The following is a 15,004-nucleotide window of genomic DNA, read 5'->3' as shown; positions in this document are numbered from 1 at the left end:
TGGGAGGAAGGGTTACAGTGCGTTCTCTCACGAACTTCGTGAGTCAGGATGAACCAGGTTGTGGTGCTATGGGGGCCATGGCGCAACCGTGCGCGGGGAATCTGCCATTTGAGCTCACTAGTTTCGTCGGCCGCAGGCACGAAATAGCCGAGGGCAAGCGCTTGCTCTCGGGTGGCCGGATGCTGACCCTCACCGGTGTCGGCGGCGTGGGCAAGACGCGATTGGCGCGGCGGATCGCCGCGGAGATGGCACGGGAGTTCCCGGACGGCGTCTGGCTGATCGATCTGGCGCCGCTGATGGCAGGGGACCTGCTGGCTGAGACGGTCGCCGGCACCGTCGGATGCCCTTGGCCGGATATGGCCTCCCTTGCCGAATACCTGCGCGACAAGAAGTTGCTGTTGGTCCTGGACAACTGTGAGCACCTCCCCGTCCAGTGTGCGGTCCTGGCGGGCGACCTGCTGGCCGCGGTCCCCGAGCTGCGCATCCTGGCCACCAGCCGGCAGCCGCTGCACCTCGCGGACGAGGCGATTCTCGATGTCCCACCGTTGACGGTGCCGGAGGCGGCTGAGGGGTCCATGGACGGCGCCCTGCAGAACGAGGCGGTGAGGCTGTTCGAGGACCGTGCCGCGTCCGCCGTGCACGAGTTCAGGGTCAACGACGCCAACAGCATGGCGGTGGTGCAACTGTGCCGGCGACTGGACGGCATCCCGCTGGCCATCGAGCTCGCGGCGGTGCGCGTACTGGTTCTGTCCGTGGAGCAGATCCTCGAGCGCCTCGACGACCGATTCCGGCTGCTGACGAAAGGGCCCTCCAACGTACCGCCGCGTCAGAAGACGCTACGAGGGCTGCTGGATTGGAGTTATGACCTCTGTTCCGCTGAGGAGCAGCTGCTGTGGGAACGTTTGTCGGTCTTCTCCGGCGGTTGTGACCTCGAAGCGATCGAGCACGTGTGCTCAGGGGACGAGGTGGTCTCGGGAAAAGTGCCGCACTTGCTGGCTCAGCTGGAGGACAAGTCGATTCTGCAGCACCGTGAGCAGGGCTCTGCCGTGCGTTTCGAGATGCTGGATACGCTGCGCGAATACGGATGGGAGCGGCTCGTCGCGTCCGGCCAGGACAAGGCCATACGGCTGCGGCATCGCGACTGGTGTCGCAGCCTGGCGGCGCGGTCCGAGGCGGAATGGTTCAGCGAGCATCAGATGGACTGGCTCGGGCGCCTCACCCAGGAGCAGGGGAACGTGCGGTCCGCGCTGGAGTTCTGCCTGAGCGAGCCGGGCGAGGCATGGGCCGCGCTCGAGATCGCCGCCGCCATGTGGAGTCATCGGCTCTCCTGGAGTTCCCCGAGTGAAGGACACCATTGGCTGGAGCGGGCGCTGGCCCAGGACCACGAGCCCAGCACCATACGGGCCAAAGCCTTGTGGGTCGACGCGTGGCTCGTGCTCCTGCGAGGCGACGCGGATGCCGCGAAGCCGTTGCTGGAAGAGTGCCGGACACTGGCGGAGCGGCACGGAGATGAGGCTCAACTGGCCGGGGCGGCCCACATCACCGGGTTCTCCGCGTTGCTGGCCGGAGATTTCGCCCAAGCCTTCGCGCTCCTGGAAGAGGCCCTGGCCCGGCGCCGCGCCCTCGGCAATCGGGGTCATGCGTGGGTGGTCATCTTCCAACTGGCCATGACCGCGGTTCTCATGGACGATCCGCGTTCCTCGGCGCTCTGCGAAGAAGTACTGGAAACATCCAGCAGCGCGAAGGCCGAGTGGTCGGTCTCCTACGCGCTGTGGGTAACGGCCCTCGACCGATGGCGGCGGGGCGATCTTCGCAGCGCCGGGACCATGATGCGGGACGCCGTGCGGCTGAAGTTGCGCTGCAACGACCATCTGGGCCTCGCTCAGAGCATCGAGGGACTGGCCTGGATTCTGGCCGGTGACGAGCACCACGAGCAGGCCGCCCAAACGCTGGGTGCGGCCCACGTGGTCTGGCGGTCGATCGGAACGTCCCTTTCGGGGCTCCGGCATCTGGCGGATGCTCACGACCGGTGCGAGTCCGAGCTCCGGCGACACCTCGGAGACGAGACGTTCGAGGCGGCCTTCATCCGCGGTTCGGAGTTCACTCTTGAGCAGGCCGCCGCCTACGCACTGGATGAGAAGCTCGTACGCGGCGCGGCAAGCCCTCGGCCCGAATCCGACGTGACGTCCGTCCTGACCCGCAGGGAACGGGAGATCGCCGAACTCGTCGCGAAGGGTTTGAGCAACAAGCAGATCGCCGATGCCCTGGTCATTTCGCAACGCACCGCGGACTGCCATGTCGGGAACATCCTCCGCAAGCTGAACTTCACGTCGAGGGCACAGATCGTCAAATCCTGGGCCCCGCGCCGGGAGTGACGTCGAAGGAATGTCGCGGCAAGCCTTTGACCATTGATTCTGTACGATGAAACGGATATCTGGCGAGCTCAAGGAGCCGGTCCGCCGGGGTGGTGAATTCCCGCGGAGGCAGTTGTGCACGACGACATCTGGAGTCACCGCCCGGCCAGGCCGGGATCAGCGACCGGCCCCGATCCGCTTGTCCGGATCCGTGGGCTCCGTAAGGACTTCGGCGGCATCCACGCGCTACGGGGAGTGGACCTCGACCTCCACCGCGGCCACATCCTCGCCCTGCTCGGCGCGAACGGTGCCGGTAAATCGACGCTGATCAAGATCTTGGCCGGAATCCATCATGCCGACGGAGGAGAGGTCGTCGTGGCCGGCCACCCACTGGGAAGCCGGGCCGCCTCCGCCGACATGGCGTTCATCCATCAGGACCTCGGCCTCGTGGAGTGGATGACCATCGCGGAGAACATCGCCCTCGGCATGGGATACGCCCGGCGCGGCGGCCTCATCTCCTGGCGCGCGGTGCGTCACCGCTGCACGGATGCCCTCCAGAGGGTCGCCTGCCGCCTCGACCCGGACGCGCCGATCGCGCGGCTGACGCGGGCGGAGCGCTCGCTCGTCGCCATCGCCCGCGCGCTGGCCACAGAAGCGAAAATCCTCGTTTTCGACGAGCCGACCGCCGCCCTGCCCGCTGCCGACTGCGTCGTCCTTTTCGACCTCCTGCGTACGCTCCGTGACCGGGGCCACGCGATCCTGTACGTCACTCACCGCCTCGACGAGGTCTACCGGGTCGCCGACAGCGTGGCCGTTCTTCGCGACGGGCGCCTCGTCAGCCGGGGGCCGCTCGCCGGTCGCCGGCCGGCCGGTCTCGTGCGCGACATCGTCGGCCGGGAGCCCAAGGTCCACCGGCACCGGCTCCGCAGACCAGGAGAGGTCATCCTGTGCCTGGCCGGCGTGCGTACCGGCCAGACGGGCCCGGTCGGGTTCGCCCTCCGCTCCGGCGAGATGCTCGGCCTCGTCGGACTCGCGGGCGCCGGGCACGTGGATCTCGGCCGGGCGCTGGCCGGCGCGAGCCCCGTCCTGTCGGGCCGGGTGCTCCTCGACGGCCGGCCGTACCGGCCGTCCTCGGTCGCGGCCGCCGTCGGCGCGGGCGTCGGTCTCGTGACCGGCAACCGGCAGGAAGAAGCCGCGGCCGGGGAGCTGACCGTGCGGGAGAACCTCCTGGCGAACCCCGCGACCCGCGGCCGATCGCCGCTGAGCCTGACGGGACCGCTTCGGGAGCGCGCGGAAACGGCGACGGTCATCACGCGCCTGCAGGTTCACCCCGCCGACACAGAAGCGCCTTTCGCCGCTCTGTCGGGCGGAAACCAGCAGAAGGTGCTGATCGGGCGCTGGCTCGGGGCCCGCAGCCGTCTCCTGATCCTCGAGGAGCCCACGGCCGGCGTCGACGTCGGCGCCAAGGTCGAGATCTACCGGCTGCTCGGCGAGGCGCTGGCGACCGGGCTGGCCGCCCTCCTCGTCTCGGCCGACTTCGAGGAAGTCGTGAACATGTGTGACCGCGCGCTGGTGTTCGCTCGCGGAGCGGTGATCGCCGAGCTGAGCGGTGACGCCCTCACCGTCGCCGCCCTCACCCACGCGGCCACGGCCACGCCACCACCTGCCGGGCGGACCGTTGCTGATCAGTGAGCTCGTGCGGCGGCGGCTCTCCGCAGGCCATCTCATCGGCGGCTACGGGCTGCCGGCGCTGGCCCTCGTCCTGTTCGTCGTGTTCGCGCTCGCCCTGCCGGACACGTTTCCCACGATGGCCAACCTGACGGCGATCATTTCCGCCTATTCGATCACCGCGATCCTGGCGCAGGGCGCGATGATCCCCATCGTCACGGGGAACTTCGACCTGTCCATCGGCTACGGCCTCGGCCTCGGCCACGTCATGACGCTGCTCCTCATCGTCAACCTGGGATGGCCGTGGCCCCAGGCCTGCCTGGCCGTGCTCGCCGGCGGGATCGCGGTCGGCATGATCAACGGTTTTCTCGTGGAGTACGCGCGCATCGACTCGTTCATCGCCACTCTCGGCACCGGCAGCGTCATGTACGCCGTCACGGGCTGGGTGACCCACGGCGCCCGGATCTTCCCCGGCCCGCAAGGTCTGCCCGCGGGCCTCACCGACCTGTACGACTCGACGTTCCTCAACCTGCCGATACCCGCGTTCTACGTGCTCGTCCTGGCCGCCGTGCTGTGGGTCGCGCTCGAGCGCCTTGCGCTGGGCCGCTATCTCTACGTCATCGGGTCGAACCCGCGGGCGGCGGAACTCGTCGGGATCCCCGTCCGCCGGTACGTCATCCTCGCCTTCGCGGTCTCCGGCCTGGTGACCGGCTTCGCGGGAATCCTGCTCGCCGCCCAGCAGCACATCGGCAACCCGAGCGTCGGGCTGGAGCACCTGCTACCGGCGTTCGTCGCCGCCCTGCTCGGCTCCACCACGATCAAGCCGGGGCGGGCCAACCCCTGGGGCACCCTCGTCGCCATCGCCGTCCTCGCCATCGGGCTGTCCGGCATCAGCCAGCTCGGGGCGGATTTCTGGGTGGCACCCCTGTTCAACGGTGTCACCCTGCTCATCGCGGTCGGGCTGGCCGGCTACTCCGCCCGGCGCCGGACGCGCGCCGGCGCTGCCACCACCTCCTCGGCAGGGAACCGGGCATGAACCTCACCCGCCTCTCGCGTGGCGTGACGGCGCTGGTGCTGGCCGCCGTGGTCGCCGGCGGCTGCTCGCGCGGCGCACCCGGACCGGCGCCGGACCGCGCTCCAGGCCGGGACGGGGCGACGAGCCTGTGCCCCGACGTGGCGAACACGGCCAAGCGGGCGGTCGCGCGGGCCGAAGCGGTGAACACCCCTTGGGACGGTCCCACGAGCGGGCCACGCGCCGTTCCCGGCAAGAGCGTCGTCTTCGTCGCTTCGACCATGACGAACCCCGGCGTGGCCGGCACCGCCAAAGGGGTGCGGGAGGCCGCGCAGTCCATAGGATGGCGCGTCCGCGTGATCGACGGCCAAGGCACGCCCGCCGGCATACAAGGGGCCGTGGGCCAGGCGATCGCCCTCCGGCCGTCCGGGATCGTCATCGGCGGCTTCGACCCGGCCTCCGTGGCTCAGCAGATCGAGCAGGCCAACGACGCGGGCATCCCGCTCGTCGGCTGGCACGCGACCACGTCGCCGGGCCCCAGCACGAATCCCAAGCTCTTCACCAATGTCACGAGCCGGGTGGAGGACGTCGCGCGGATCAGCGCGTACTGGATCATCGCCAGGTCGAACGGCGACGCCGGCGTCGTGATCTTCACAGACTCCTCGATCCCCTTCGCGGAGAACAAGTCCCGGCTGATCAAGAAGGCCCTGTTGAGCTGCGCCGGCGTCGAGCTTCTTTCGTACGAGAACATCCCGCTTCCCGACACAGGCAGCCGCACCCCGCAGGCGGTCTCCGCCCTGCTGTCACGCTTCCAAGACCGATGGACGTACTCCGTCGCCATCAACGACGTCTATTTCGCCGACGCCGCTCCGGCAATGCGCGCCGCCGGCAGAAAAGGGGAGGGGCCTCCCTACTCCATCGGCGCCGGGGACGGTGATCCATCGGCGTTCCAGCGAATCCGGGACCGGCAGTTCCAGCAGGCGACCGTCCCAGAGCCGTTGAACGCTCAGGGCAGCCAGATCATCGACGAACTCAACCGCGCGTTCGCCGGCCGGCCGCCGAGCGGCTATGTGACGCCGGTGCACCTGACCACGGCGGAAAACGTGCACGACACCACATCATGGGAACCGCGCGGCTACCGCGAGGCCTACCGACGTATTTGGCGCGGCTAGCAGGGTAGCGGCCGTGCGTTCGGGGTGGGCGGCGGCGATATGGCGCATGGCGGTCGTATCGCCGCGAGACGATACGGTCAACGTCTACGTGTGACGCCACTGCGGAGGGCCGCCACGATGGCATCGTCCCATCAGCATTCGCGTGAACACCGCGGAGAGGCAGGCGCACCCACATGAACGTCACTGGGCCATTCCGGCGATCCGCCAAGGGATTGGCGGCCGGCTGGCGGCGGACCCGCAGCCGGCACGGCTGGATGGACCACCTGGTACGCGCCGTGACACGCTATGACCAGGCCGATGGCGGCAGACTGTCGGCCGCGCTCACCTATTACGCCTTCTTCGCCACGTTCGCCTTGGGACTGCTGGCCTTCGCCATCCTGGGCCGCGTTCTCGACGACCCGACCGTGCTCGCCACGGTGCAGCACTACCTGAGCGAGAACTTCCCGCGCCTGGACGTCCAGGCGTTGCGGGACGCCCGGGGAACCGCCGGCCTGGTGGCCTTCGTCGCGTTGCCGCTGACGGGCTTGTTCTGGATGGACACGCTGCGCTCGGCCAGCAGAGCGATCTGGCGGCTGGAGGAGTATCCGGGCAACTTCTTCATGCGCCAGCTCATCGATCTCGGCGTGGTGGTCGGCCTCGGACTGCTGCTGGGTCTGTCGCTCGCCGTCGCCTTCGCCGCGGAGCGGCTGCTGACCTGGCTCCTCGTGCTCACCGTGGGCGTGGACGCCCTCCCTGCCCAATGGGTGCTCACCGCCGCGGTCGTCGTGCTCGGCTTCGGCGTCAATACGTTGCTGGCCATGGCGTTGCTCGCCGCGCCGCCCCGGTTACGGCTGCCACTGCGCCGCGTGCTCGGGCCGGCCCTCGTCATCGCCTTCGGCCTGGAGATCCTCAAAACCCTCGGCCAGGCCTACGTCAACCTGACCGCGGCCAACCCCGCCTACCAAGTCGTCGCGGGCGCCGCCGGCATGCTCCTGTTCCTCAAAATCCTCAACCAGCTCATCCTGTTCGCCACGGCCCTGGCCGCTACGAGCACAACCGGACAGGTCACCGACCTGGCCGCCCGGCCGGGCTCCCGATAGGCCGCCGACGGGCTGCCACCCCGCCCGCGACGTCGTGCCCGCGACGGGCGCGCACCGGTGCCTTGACGGGGTGGGCGCCGAGCGAGGTGGACAGGCCGGCGATCACCAGCCCAGTTCGTCGCACCCGTTGTGGTCGGCGGGTTCGACCTGGAGGGTGGCATGGGCGACGCCGTGGCGCTGGCGGAGCAGGTCGCGGGCCCGGTCCAGGACGGCGTGGTTGTTGCTCTGGTCGCCGGTGACGAGGTGGGCGGTGGCGACGTTCATGCCGGAGGTCAGGGTCCACAGGTGCAGGTCGTGGACGTCCCGTACGCCATCGATGGCGGCCAGGTCGCTCGCGACGGCGACGGCGTCGATGCCTTCCGGGACGTGCTGGCCCAGCACGGCGAAGACCTGGCGGCCGAGCGAGACCGCGCGTACGGCGACGAACGCCCCGATGCCCAGGGCGATGAGCGTGTCCCAGAACGTTTGCCCGGTCGAGGCGACGAGCCAACCGGCCACGATGACGCCCACCGACCCCGCGGTGTCGGCCACGACCTCGAGGTAGGCCCCCTTGACGTTGAGGCTCTCGCTGGCGCCGGAGCGCAGCAGGAGCAGGGCGACCAGGTTGACGACCAGGCCGATGGCGCCGACGACGAGCATCGGTCCCGAAGAGACCTCGGCGGGGCCGCCGATGCGGCCGATGGCCTCGGCCACCACATAGACCGAGACGCCGAGCATGAGCACCACGGCCAGCAGGGACGCGAACACCTCGGCCCGGTACGAACCATAGCTGCGGCGGCCGGTGGTGTCGGGACGGGTGGCGATCCGGGTGGCGACCAGCGCCGCGCCCAGAGTGACCACGTCCGCGGCCATGTGCCCGGCGTCCGACAGCAGCGCGAGGGAGCCCGACAGCAGGCCGTAGACGAGCTCGACCACGAAGTACACGCCGATCAGGGCGAACGAGACCGCCAGCCGCCAGCGGTGGCGGCTGCCCGCGTGCCCGTGCCCGTGGCCGTGCCCATGTCCGTGACCGGCGCCCATCAGCCGTTCCCGTCGCGTTCTGGGTGCAGGGCCTCGGTGTGCTCGGTGTGGGCCAGCGCCAGGTCGAGCAGCATCCGTACGTGCGGGTCTTCCAACCGGTAGTAGGCCATCCGGCCGGAGCGGCGCGCGGCGACGATGCGATGCGCGCGCAGCAGCCGCAGGGCATGGGAGACGGCCGATTCGCTCTGGCCGGTCACCGCCGCCAGGTCGCACACGCACAGCTCACCGTCCAGCAGGGCGACCAGCAGCCGCAGCCGGTTCGGATCGGAGAGCAGGCCGAAGACGTCGGCCGTGTCCGTCAGATCCTGGGCGGATGGCATCCGCTCGTGCACGGCGGCGACCCGATCGGCGTCGACCACCCGGGCAGCGCAACTGTCCAGCGCCAACACACGGTCATCTGAAGAGCTATTCATATGAGCAAGATAGTGAGATGCCCGGGTGGCGTGTCAAGACCGCGGGGAGACGTCGGATGAAGAAGCCGGCGGTTAGTCCCAAAGGCCGAAAAGTTAAGAATATCGGCGATATAGCTCCGATCTAAGGCATTGACGCCGACCTCTCCGCAAGGTCAGATCGGTTGTAACACCCTAGGGAAGGCAGGTACGCATGTCCCAGCCGAACGATCAGGGCAAGAAGCAACCCCCCAGGACCCACGAGAAGAAGGTCAGGGGCCGTGGCGAGGAAACGACCTGGCACAAGCCCGACTACCAGGTCGTCGAGGCATCGATGGAGATGACCGCGTACTTCCTGGCCTCCAGGTAACCGGGCGTCGCCATGCGACTGCAGGTGCTCGGCACCGCGGCCGGTGGCGGCGTGCCCCAGTGGAACTGCGCGTGCCCCGGCTGCTCCGGGGCGCGCGCCCATCCGGGCCGCCGCCGACGTCATGCCAGCTTGGCCGTCCAGCTCGACGACGGCGGTTACGTCGTCAACGCCACCCCCGACATCGCCGACCAGATCGAGTCGTGCGCGTGGCTGCGGCCAGGCCCTGGCCCTCGCGAGTCGCCGCTCAAGGGCGTGATTCTCACCGACGCCGAGCTCGACCACACGATCGGCCTGCTCAGGCTCAGGGAGGCCGACGCGCTGGAGGTGCGTTCCACCCCGGTCGTACGGCACGCGCTCCGCCCCTTCGCCGACCTTCTGGGTCCCTACCTCCAGCTGACCTGGGCCGACGCCGACACGATCCCGGTGTCGGGGAAGCGGCCCCGGTACGCCGCCGATTCCCCCGAGGCCACGGGCTGGGTGTCCGCGTTGCGCCTCGGGCCGCTGGTGTACGCGCCAGCCATGGGGGTGTGGCCGGACGCACTGGACGAGGCATTCGAACAAGCCGCGTGCGTGATCGTCGACGGCACGTTCTGGGACGACGAGGAGCCGCGCCGCACCGGTATCTCCACCAAGACCGCCACCCAGATGGGCCACCTGCCGATCGAGGCGACCATGGAACGGCTCTCCCGGCTGCCCGGCCGCCGTCTGTACACCCACCTCAACAACACCAACCCCCTCGTGGACCCGGCGGCCGAGCAGCACAAGGCGCTCGCCGAGCTGGGGATCGAGGTGGCCGCCGACGGGATGGTGATCGACCTGTGAACGGCTTCGAGGCCGAGCTGCGCGCCGTACCGGAGAAGCGCTATCACCACCTGCACCCCTTCAACCAGCGCATGCACGCGGGCGAGCTGACCCGTGACGAGCTGCGGGGCTGGATACTCAACCGCTTCCACTACCAGCGGCACATTCCGATCAAGGACGCGCTCATCCTCGCCAAGCTGACCACGCCAGAGCTGCGCAGGATGTGGTTGAGGAGGATCCAGGACCACGACGGCGCCGCGCCCGGCGAGGGCGGCATCGACCGGTGGCTGCGCTTGGGCGAGGCGGCCGGCCTGGAGCGGTCGCTGCTGCTGTCGGGCGAGGGCGTGCTGCCCGGCGTGCGGCTGGCCGTCGATGGCTACGTGAACCTGTGCCGCAACGGCTCCGCGCTGGAAGCCGTCGCGGCGTCGCTGACCGAGCTGTTCGCGCCGGACCTCATGCGTACGAGGATCGCGGCCTTCGAACGGCACTACCCATGGATAGACCCGGAGGGACTGCGATATTTCCAGGTACGCGTCTCCCAGGGTCGCCAGGACAGCGGCGAGGCCCTGGCCCTGGTGCTCGACTGGGCCGGAACCCGGGCCGACCAGGAACAGGCCATCGCCGCGCTCACCTACAAGTGCGACCTGCTGTGGGCCCTGCTCGACGCGGTGGACGGGGCGTACCGATGAGTGGGCCGACCTGGCGCCCGGCGCTGTCCCGATCGGTCATGCTCCGCCACGACCCCGTACGGCAGGCGGACCTGCTGATCGTGCCCGAGCGGATCGTCGTGCTGAACGAGGAGGCGGCGGCCATCGTCGCCCTGTGCGACGGCGCGCGGACCGTGGCGGACATCGTCGCCGAGCTGCCCGAGGGCGTCGGGTCCGACGTGGTGGAGTTCCTCGAGCGGGTCCGAGCGGAAGGATGGCTCCGGTGAATGGCGCAGGAACAGGGGCGGTGAGCGCCCCCTGGGCCATGCTGGCCGAGCTCACGCACGCCTGCCCGCTGCGCTGCCCGTACTGCTCCAACCCGACCGAGCTGGCGGCCAGGTCGAGCGAGCTGAGCACCGACGAGTGGCGGCGGATACTCGAGGAGGCGGCGGCACTCGGCATCGTGCACACGCATCTGTCCGGTGGCGAGCCCCTGCTGAGACCCGATCTGGCGGAGATCGTGGCGGCGGCCGACCGCGCAGGCGTCTACACGCAGCTGGTCACCAGCGGTGTCGGGCTGACCGAGCGCAGGATGAACGAGCTCGCGGCGGCGGGGTTGCGCAGCGTCCAGTTGTCGGTCCAGTCGGCCACCGCGGGGGAGTCGGACCGGATCGCCGGGATCGCGTCGTTCGAGAGGAAGGAGCGGGCCGCCGCGGTGGTGGCCGCGAGCGGGCTGCCGCTCGGGCTCAACGTGGTGCTGCACCGGGCCAACCTCGACGCCGTCGGCGAGATCATCGAGCTCGGGCTGGCGTGGGGCGTGGAGCGCATCGAGCTGGCCAACACCCAGTTCTACGGATGGGGGCTGCTCAACAGGTCCGCGTTGCTGCCGACCAGGGATCAGCTCGCCCGAGCCGAGGCCATGGTGCGGAAATATCGGGAAGCCACGAATGTCGAGCTGATCTGGGTGATCCCTGACTACTTCGACGGCGTGCCCAAGCCCTGCATGGGCGGCTGGGGCGCGATCTCGATCACCATCGCGCCCGACGGCCGCGTGCTGCCCTGCCCGGCGGCGTACGACCTGCCCCTGGAGCTGCCCAACGCGCGCGATCACCGGCTCGGCTGGATCTGGGAGCACTCGCCCGCCTTCAACGCCTACCGGGGCACCGGCTGGATGCGCGAGCCGTGCGCGAGCTGCCCGCGCAAGGAGCTCGACTTCGGCGGCTGCCGCTGCCAGGCGTACGCGCTGACCGGCGACGCGAGCCGCACCGACCCCGCCTGCGGGCTCTCACCCGATCACCGTCTCATCGCGGAGCTGTCGGCGGGCGGCACCTGGACGTTCAGGCGGCCGGCGCCTTCGGCCGGCACCCGTGCGGGTCGCGGCGGCGAACCATCACAGATTCCCTGAGGTCAGGCTCGCCGGCGTTCCGAACTCGTCGGCGATCCCGGCGCGCAGGGCCTCCAGCAGGTGCCGCCGGGCGCGTAGCTTGGTTGCCGCGTGCGCCCGCAGGTCAAGCTTGGCCAGCGTCTCGGCGGTCTCCATGGCGACGTCGTGCACTCGCGCCGGCTCGACCACCCGGTCCAGGAACCCGGCCGTGACCGCATCGCCGGGCGCGAAGGTCTCGGCCAGTATCACGGCGCGGGTGAAGTGGGCGGGCGTGAGCCGATGCCGGAGGATCTCCACCGCCGCGTACGGCATCGTGATGCCGATCGCCACCTCGTTGGCGGCCAGCCGGTACGGCCCGGCCGCCCCCACCCGGTAGTCGCCCGCCACCAGCAGGAACGTTCCCATCGCCACCGCGTGCCCGGTGCAGGCCACGACCACCGGGGTCGGGAACGACAGCAGCCGCGCGGACAGCTCGAACCCGCCCCGCACCATCTCGATGGCCTCGTCGCCGCCCGCACTGAGCGTTCCCAGGTCGAACCCGGCCGAGAAGGTCCCCTCCCGGCCGCGGAGCAGCACGACGGCCGAGTCGGCGGCGGCGCGGTCGAGGGCGGCGTTCAGTTCAGTGATCATCTGGAGCGAGATCACGTTGACCTTGCCGTCGTCCATGGTGATCGTGGCGACGGAGTCCTTGAGCTGATAGGTGACGAGGGTCCCCATGCGGCCCCTTCCGTGGTAGCGGCGGCACCTAGAATAATGTTCGGGTGGTCTTGGAGGCCAGCCCGTTTGCGCGGGCGGCTGGTCGCGGGGGAGTGACGCACGAGAGCGCCTGATCAGCGCGGAAAATCGCCGCTGATCGGCGCGCCGCCGGCCAAGGCGGCGAAGAGCTCCTCCCACAGAGGCATCACCACGGCGGGCGTGAAATCGTGGGCCGTCTCGGCCGCGGCCGCGCCCATGCGGCGGCGCAGCTCCGGGTCGCCCATCAGCCGGCCGAGCGCCTCGCCCAGCGCCTCGACGTCGCGCGGCGGCACCAGCAGCCCGTTCTTGCCGGGCGTCAGCACATCGGCGGGCCCGGTGGGGCAGTCGAAGGCGACGATCGGCAGGGCGTGGCCCATCGCCTCGATCATCGCCATCGGCAGCCCCTCGATCCGGGAGCTGAGCGCGTAGATCGACGCCTTGGCCAGCTCCTCGTGGATGTGGTCGCTGCGGCCCATGAGCCGGATGCGCTCGCCCATGCCGTGCTCGTCGATCCGCTCCTGCAGGCGGTCCTTGGACGGGCCGGTGCCGAAGATCCGCAGCCGCCAGTCCGGGAACGCCTCCGCGACCGCGGCGAAGGCCGGGATGAGCAGGTCATAGCCCTTCTGCGGCACCAGCCGGCCCGCCGCGATCACGATCGGGTTGCTCTGGTCGGAGTGCTTGCGATCGTCCATGTGCACGGCGTTGGGGATGCGCACGATCGGCGTACGGTCCAGCAGGGCGTGGTATTCGGCCCGGCTGGTCTCGGTCAGCACCGCGATCGCGTCGAAGCGGCCGTAGTGGCGGGCGATCTGCTCGCGCACCGCCGGGTGGTAGGCGGCCACGTTCATGTGCTCCTGCGCCACCCGGATCACGCCCTTGCCCGCGCGGCGGGCCGAGATCAGGTTCAGTGCCGGGCGGGTGGTGACGAGGATGCCGTCGTCCAGCGCGGACACGTAGTCGATGACCGCCGCCTCCACCCGTTCGGTGAAGTAGTCGGCGGCGAACTCCCCGTACGGCACGATCTTGCCGCGGGCCCGGCGCCACACCTTGCGGACCAGTGAGTCGGCCGCGACGCCGGTCCGCTGGTCCACCAGCGCCGACAGGCGCACCCGCGGGTCGATGGCGAACTGCGGCTCTTTGCGCCGCCGTACCACGCTGACGATCTCGACCTCGTGACCCGCCTCGGCCATCGCGTTGGCCTGGTTGACCACCGTGCGGATGGTGCCGCCCATGCCGTAGGCGTGCAGGAGCATGTACCGGATCTTCATGTGACGTACTCCCAGGTCCGGCACATGTCCCGGAGCACCTCCGGGACCTCCTCCGGCCGGGGCAGATCACGGCCCGGCTGCACGCTGCCCGAGCGGATCTTGTCCTTCCAGTCGCCGAGCCCCTTGGTCACCACGTCCGGGGTGCCGTAGGAGAGCATCTCGGGCGCCCACGCCAGAGCGAGGAACTCGCAGATGCCGCGCAGGGTCTTCTCCGGCTCGGCGGTCAGCTCCTCATAGCGCACGGTCAGGCCCGGCAGCGCCGCCTTGGCGCGCTCCACCGCCTTCATGTAGCGCAACGCGTCGGCCGCCGCCTCCTGCGGCGTGCGCTTGTCCGGGCTGGCCTCGTGCCAGGAGGCCGCGATCGAGGCCGGGTGGCGCAGCAGGAACACGAACCGGGCGTCGGGCCAGCACGCCGCGATCCGCTCGTAGGCGAAGGCGTTGGCCGGGGTCTTGTCCACGATGAACCGCTTGCCTGAGCGCACCAGTTCGCGGTGCAGCACCCGGTCCCACAGCAGATGCTCCAGATCGGCCTGGTTGTGCCCGAGCGCGGCCATCGCCTTCTCCGCCAGGTTGGTGCCGAACTCCACGCCCAGCCGGCGCACGTGCAGCTCGTGCGGGGCGTGCAGGTCCGGGTGGGCGTTCAGCATCGCCCGCAACAGCGTCGAGCCGGACCGGACGGGGGAGATGACGAACACGGGGGCCGACAGCAGGCGATCGACCTCGGGATCGGCGGGCGGCCTGAACGGTACATCGGCGGCCTTTTTCGGTCTCTCGGCCACTTTCCGGGATTTTCTGGTGCTTTCGATGCGGATCCCGGCATACCTTGCCAGCGCGCCGTTGAACTTACGCTGCCACATCATGGTGCGGGAGACTACCGGCCTTTTCTGGGAATTTACTGTGAGCCGAATCCGCTGGTGGGGTCCGCCTTGAACGTAAGCCCCGAAGCGGATGAACCGGTCGATCACATCACCCGTGCGGCGGATGCCGAAGCCGGAGCGGGTCGCGTTCAATAGAACGGTTCAGCATGAAGCCGCTGAGTTCGACGACCCTGCCCACTTTGCGTGCGGCGAATTGAGCAATGCTGCATAAACATCGCCAGCGTCCG

Annotated in this window: 15 protein-coding genes; 10 read left to right on the top strand and 5 right to left on the bottom strand. The window is 69.8% G+C overall.

Going from position 1 to position 15,004, the window contains the following annotated elements; translation table 11 throughout:
- The first annotated feature begins 179 nt into the window (after positions 1 to 179).
- The 5 genes from ACTMTI_RS37905 (at position 180) to ACTMTI_RS37885 (ending at position 7,285) form a co-directional block, all read left to right on the top strand.
- A complete protein-coding gene (locus tag ACTMTI_RS37905) occupies positions 180 to 2,375 on the top strand; it encodes a LuxR C-terminal-related transcriptional regulator (protein WP_441125527.1) in 2,196 nt (731 codons plus the stop codon).
- A 114-nt stretch (positions 2,376 to 2,489) separates the two neighbouring features.
- On the top strand, positions 2,490 to 4,046 hold the full coding sequence (locus ACTMTI_RS37900) for a sugar ABC transporter ATP-binding protein (RefSeq protein ID WP_441125526.1): 1,557 nt from the start codon (positions 2,490 to 2,492) through the stop codon (positions 4,044 to 4,046).
- Positions 4,033 to 5,058 (top strand): ABC transporter permease, encoded by a 1,026-nt coding sequence (locus ACTMTI_RS37895; RefSeq protein WP_441125524.1) that lies wholly within the window; start codon positions 4,033 to 4,035, stop codon positions 5,056 to 5,058. The genes ACTMTI_RS37900 and ACTMTI_RS37895 overlap by 14 nt, the downstream gene beginning before the upstream one ends.
- Positions 5,055 to 6,206, top strand: coding sequence for a substrate-binding domain-containing protein (locus tag ACTMTI_RS37890; RefSeq protein WP_441125523.1), 1,152 nt, complete (start codon positions 5,055 to 5,057; stop codon positions 6,204 to 6,206). Before ACTMTI_RS37895 ends, ACTMTI_RS37890 begins: the two co-directional genes overlap by 4 nt.
- Before the next feature lie 173 nt (positions 6,207 to 6,379).
- Entirely contained in the window at positions 6,380 to 7,285 is a 906-nt protein-coding gene (locus tag ACTMTI_RS37885; RefSeq protein ID WP_441125522.1) for a YhjD/YihY/BrkB family envelope integrity protein, read from the top strand.
- A gap of 102 nt (positions 7,286 to 7,387) precedes the next feature.
- On the opposite strand, the gene ACTMTI_RS37880 is transcribed toward ACTMTI_RS37885, so the two are convergent.
- Positions 7,388 to 8,305, bottom strand: a complete 918-nt coding sequence (locus tag ACTMTI_RS37880) for a cation diffusion facilitator family transporter (RefSeq protein WP_441125521.1) — start codon at positions 8,303 to 8,305, stop codon at positions 7,388 to 7,390.
- Positions 8,305 to 8,664: an ArsR/SmtB family transcription factor gene (locus ACTMTI_RS37875; protein WP_441125520.1), complete on the bottom strand. Its 360-nt coding sequence runs from the start codon at positions 8,662 to 8,664 to the stop codon at positions 8,305 to 8,307. The genes ACTMTI_RS37880 and ACTMTI_RS37875 overlap by 1 nt, the downstream gene beginning before the upstream one ends.
- 244 nt (positions 8,665 to 8,908) lie before the next feature.
- On the opposite strand from ACTMTI_RS37875, the gene pqqA reads away from it, so the two are divergent.
- The 5 genes from pqqA to pqqE are packed head-to-tail and all read left to right on the top strand — an operon-like array spanning position 8,909 to position 11,917.
- Positions 8,909 to 9,064, top strand: a complete 156-nt coding sequence (pqqA, locus tag ACTMTI_RS37870; RefSeq protein WP_441125519.1) for a pyrroloquinoline quinone precursor peptide PqqA — start codon at positions 8,909 to 8,911, stop codon at positions 9,062 to 9,064.
- Positions 9,065 to 9,076: 12 nt separating this feature from the next.
- Positions 9,077 to 9,886, top strand: a complete 810-nt coding sequence (gene pqqB, locus ACTMTI_RS37865; protein WP_441125518.1) for a pyrroloquinoline quinone biosynthesis protein PqqB — start codon at positions 9,077 to 9,079, stop codon at positions 9,884 to 9,886.
- On the top strand, positions 9,883 to 10,554 hold the full coding sequence (gene pqqC, locus ACTMTI_RS37860) for a pyrroloquinoline-quinone synthase PqqC (protein ID WP_441125516.1): 672 nt from the start codon (positions 9,883 to 9,885) through the stop codon (positions 10,552 to 10,554). Before pqqB ends, pqqC begins: the two co-directional genes overlap by 4 nt.
- Complete coding sequence (gene pqqD / locus ACTMTI_RS37855) at positions 10,551 to 10,799, top strand: pyrroloquinoline quinone biosynthesis peptide chaperone PqqD (RefSeq protein WP_441125515.1); 249 nt, start codon at positions 10,551 to 10,553, stop codon at positions 10,797 to 10,799. The genes pqqC and pqqD overlap by 4 nt, the downstream gene beginning before the upstream one ends.
- A 20-nt stretch (positions 10,800 to 10,819) precedes the next feature.
- A complete protein-coding gene (pqqE, locus tag ACTMTI_RS37850) occupies positions 10,820 to 11,917 on the top strand; it encodes a pyrroloquinoline quinone biosynthesis protein PqqE (RefSeq protein ID WP_441125514.1) in 1,098 nt (365 codons plus the stop codon).
- On the opposite strand, the gene ACTMTI_RS37845 is transcribed toward pqqE, so the two are convergent.
- The 3 genes from ACTMTI_RS37845 to ACTMTI_RS37835 form a co-directional block, all read right to left on the bottom strand.
- Entirely contained in the window at positions 11,903 to 12,613 is a 711-nt protein-coding gene (locus ACTMTI_RS37845; protein ID WP_441125513.1) for a crotonase/enoyl-CoA hydratase family protein, read from the bottom strand. The two genes, pqqE and ACTMTI_RS37845, sit on opposite strands and share 15 nt — an antisense overlap.
- A gap of 113 nt (positions 12,614 to 12,726) precedes the next feature.
- Positions 12,727 to 13,899 carry a glycosyltransferase family 4 protein gene (locus ACTMTI_RS37840; protein WP_441125512.1) on the bottom strand — a complete coding sequence of 391 codons (1,173 nt, stop codon included), beginning with the start codon at positions 13,897 to 13,899 and terminating at the stop codon, positions 12,727 to 12,729.
- Positions 13,896 to 14,678 (bottom strand): sulfotransferase family protein, encoded by a 783-nt coding sequence (locus tag ACTMTI_RS37835; RefSeq protein WP_441125511.1) that lies wholly within the window; start codon positions 14,676 to 14,678, stop codon positions 13,896 to 13,898. Before ACTMTI_RS37835 ends, ACTMTI_RS37840 begins: the two co-directional genes overlap by 4 nt.
- Positions 14,679 to 15,004: the final 326 nt, after the last annotated feature.

It is taken from the genome of Nonomuraea sp. H19, from assembly GCF_052068215.1.
Lineage (GTDB): Bacteria > Actinomycetota > Actinomycetes > Streptosporangiales > Streptosporangiaceae > Nonomuraea.
This window is presented reverse-complemented; position numbering and strand designations above follow the sequence as displayed.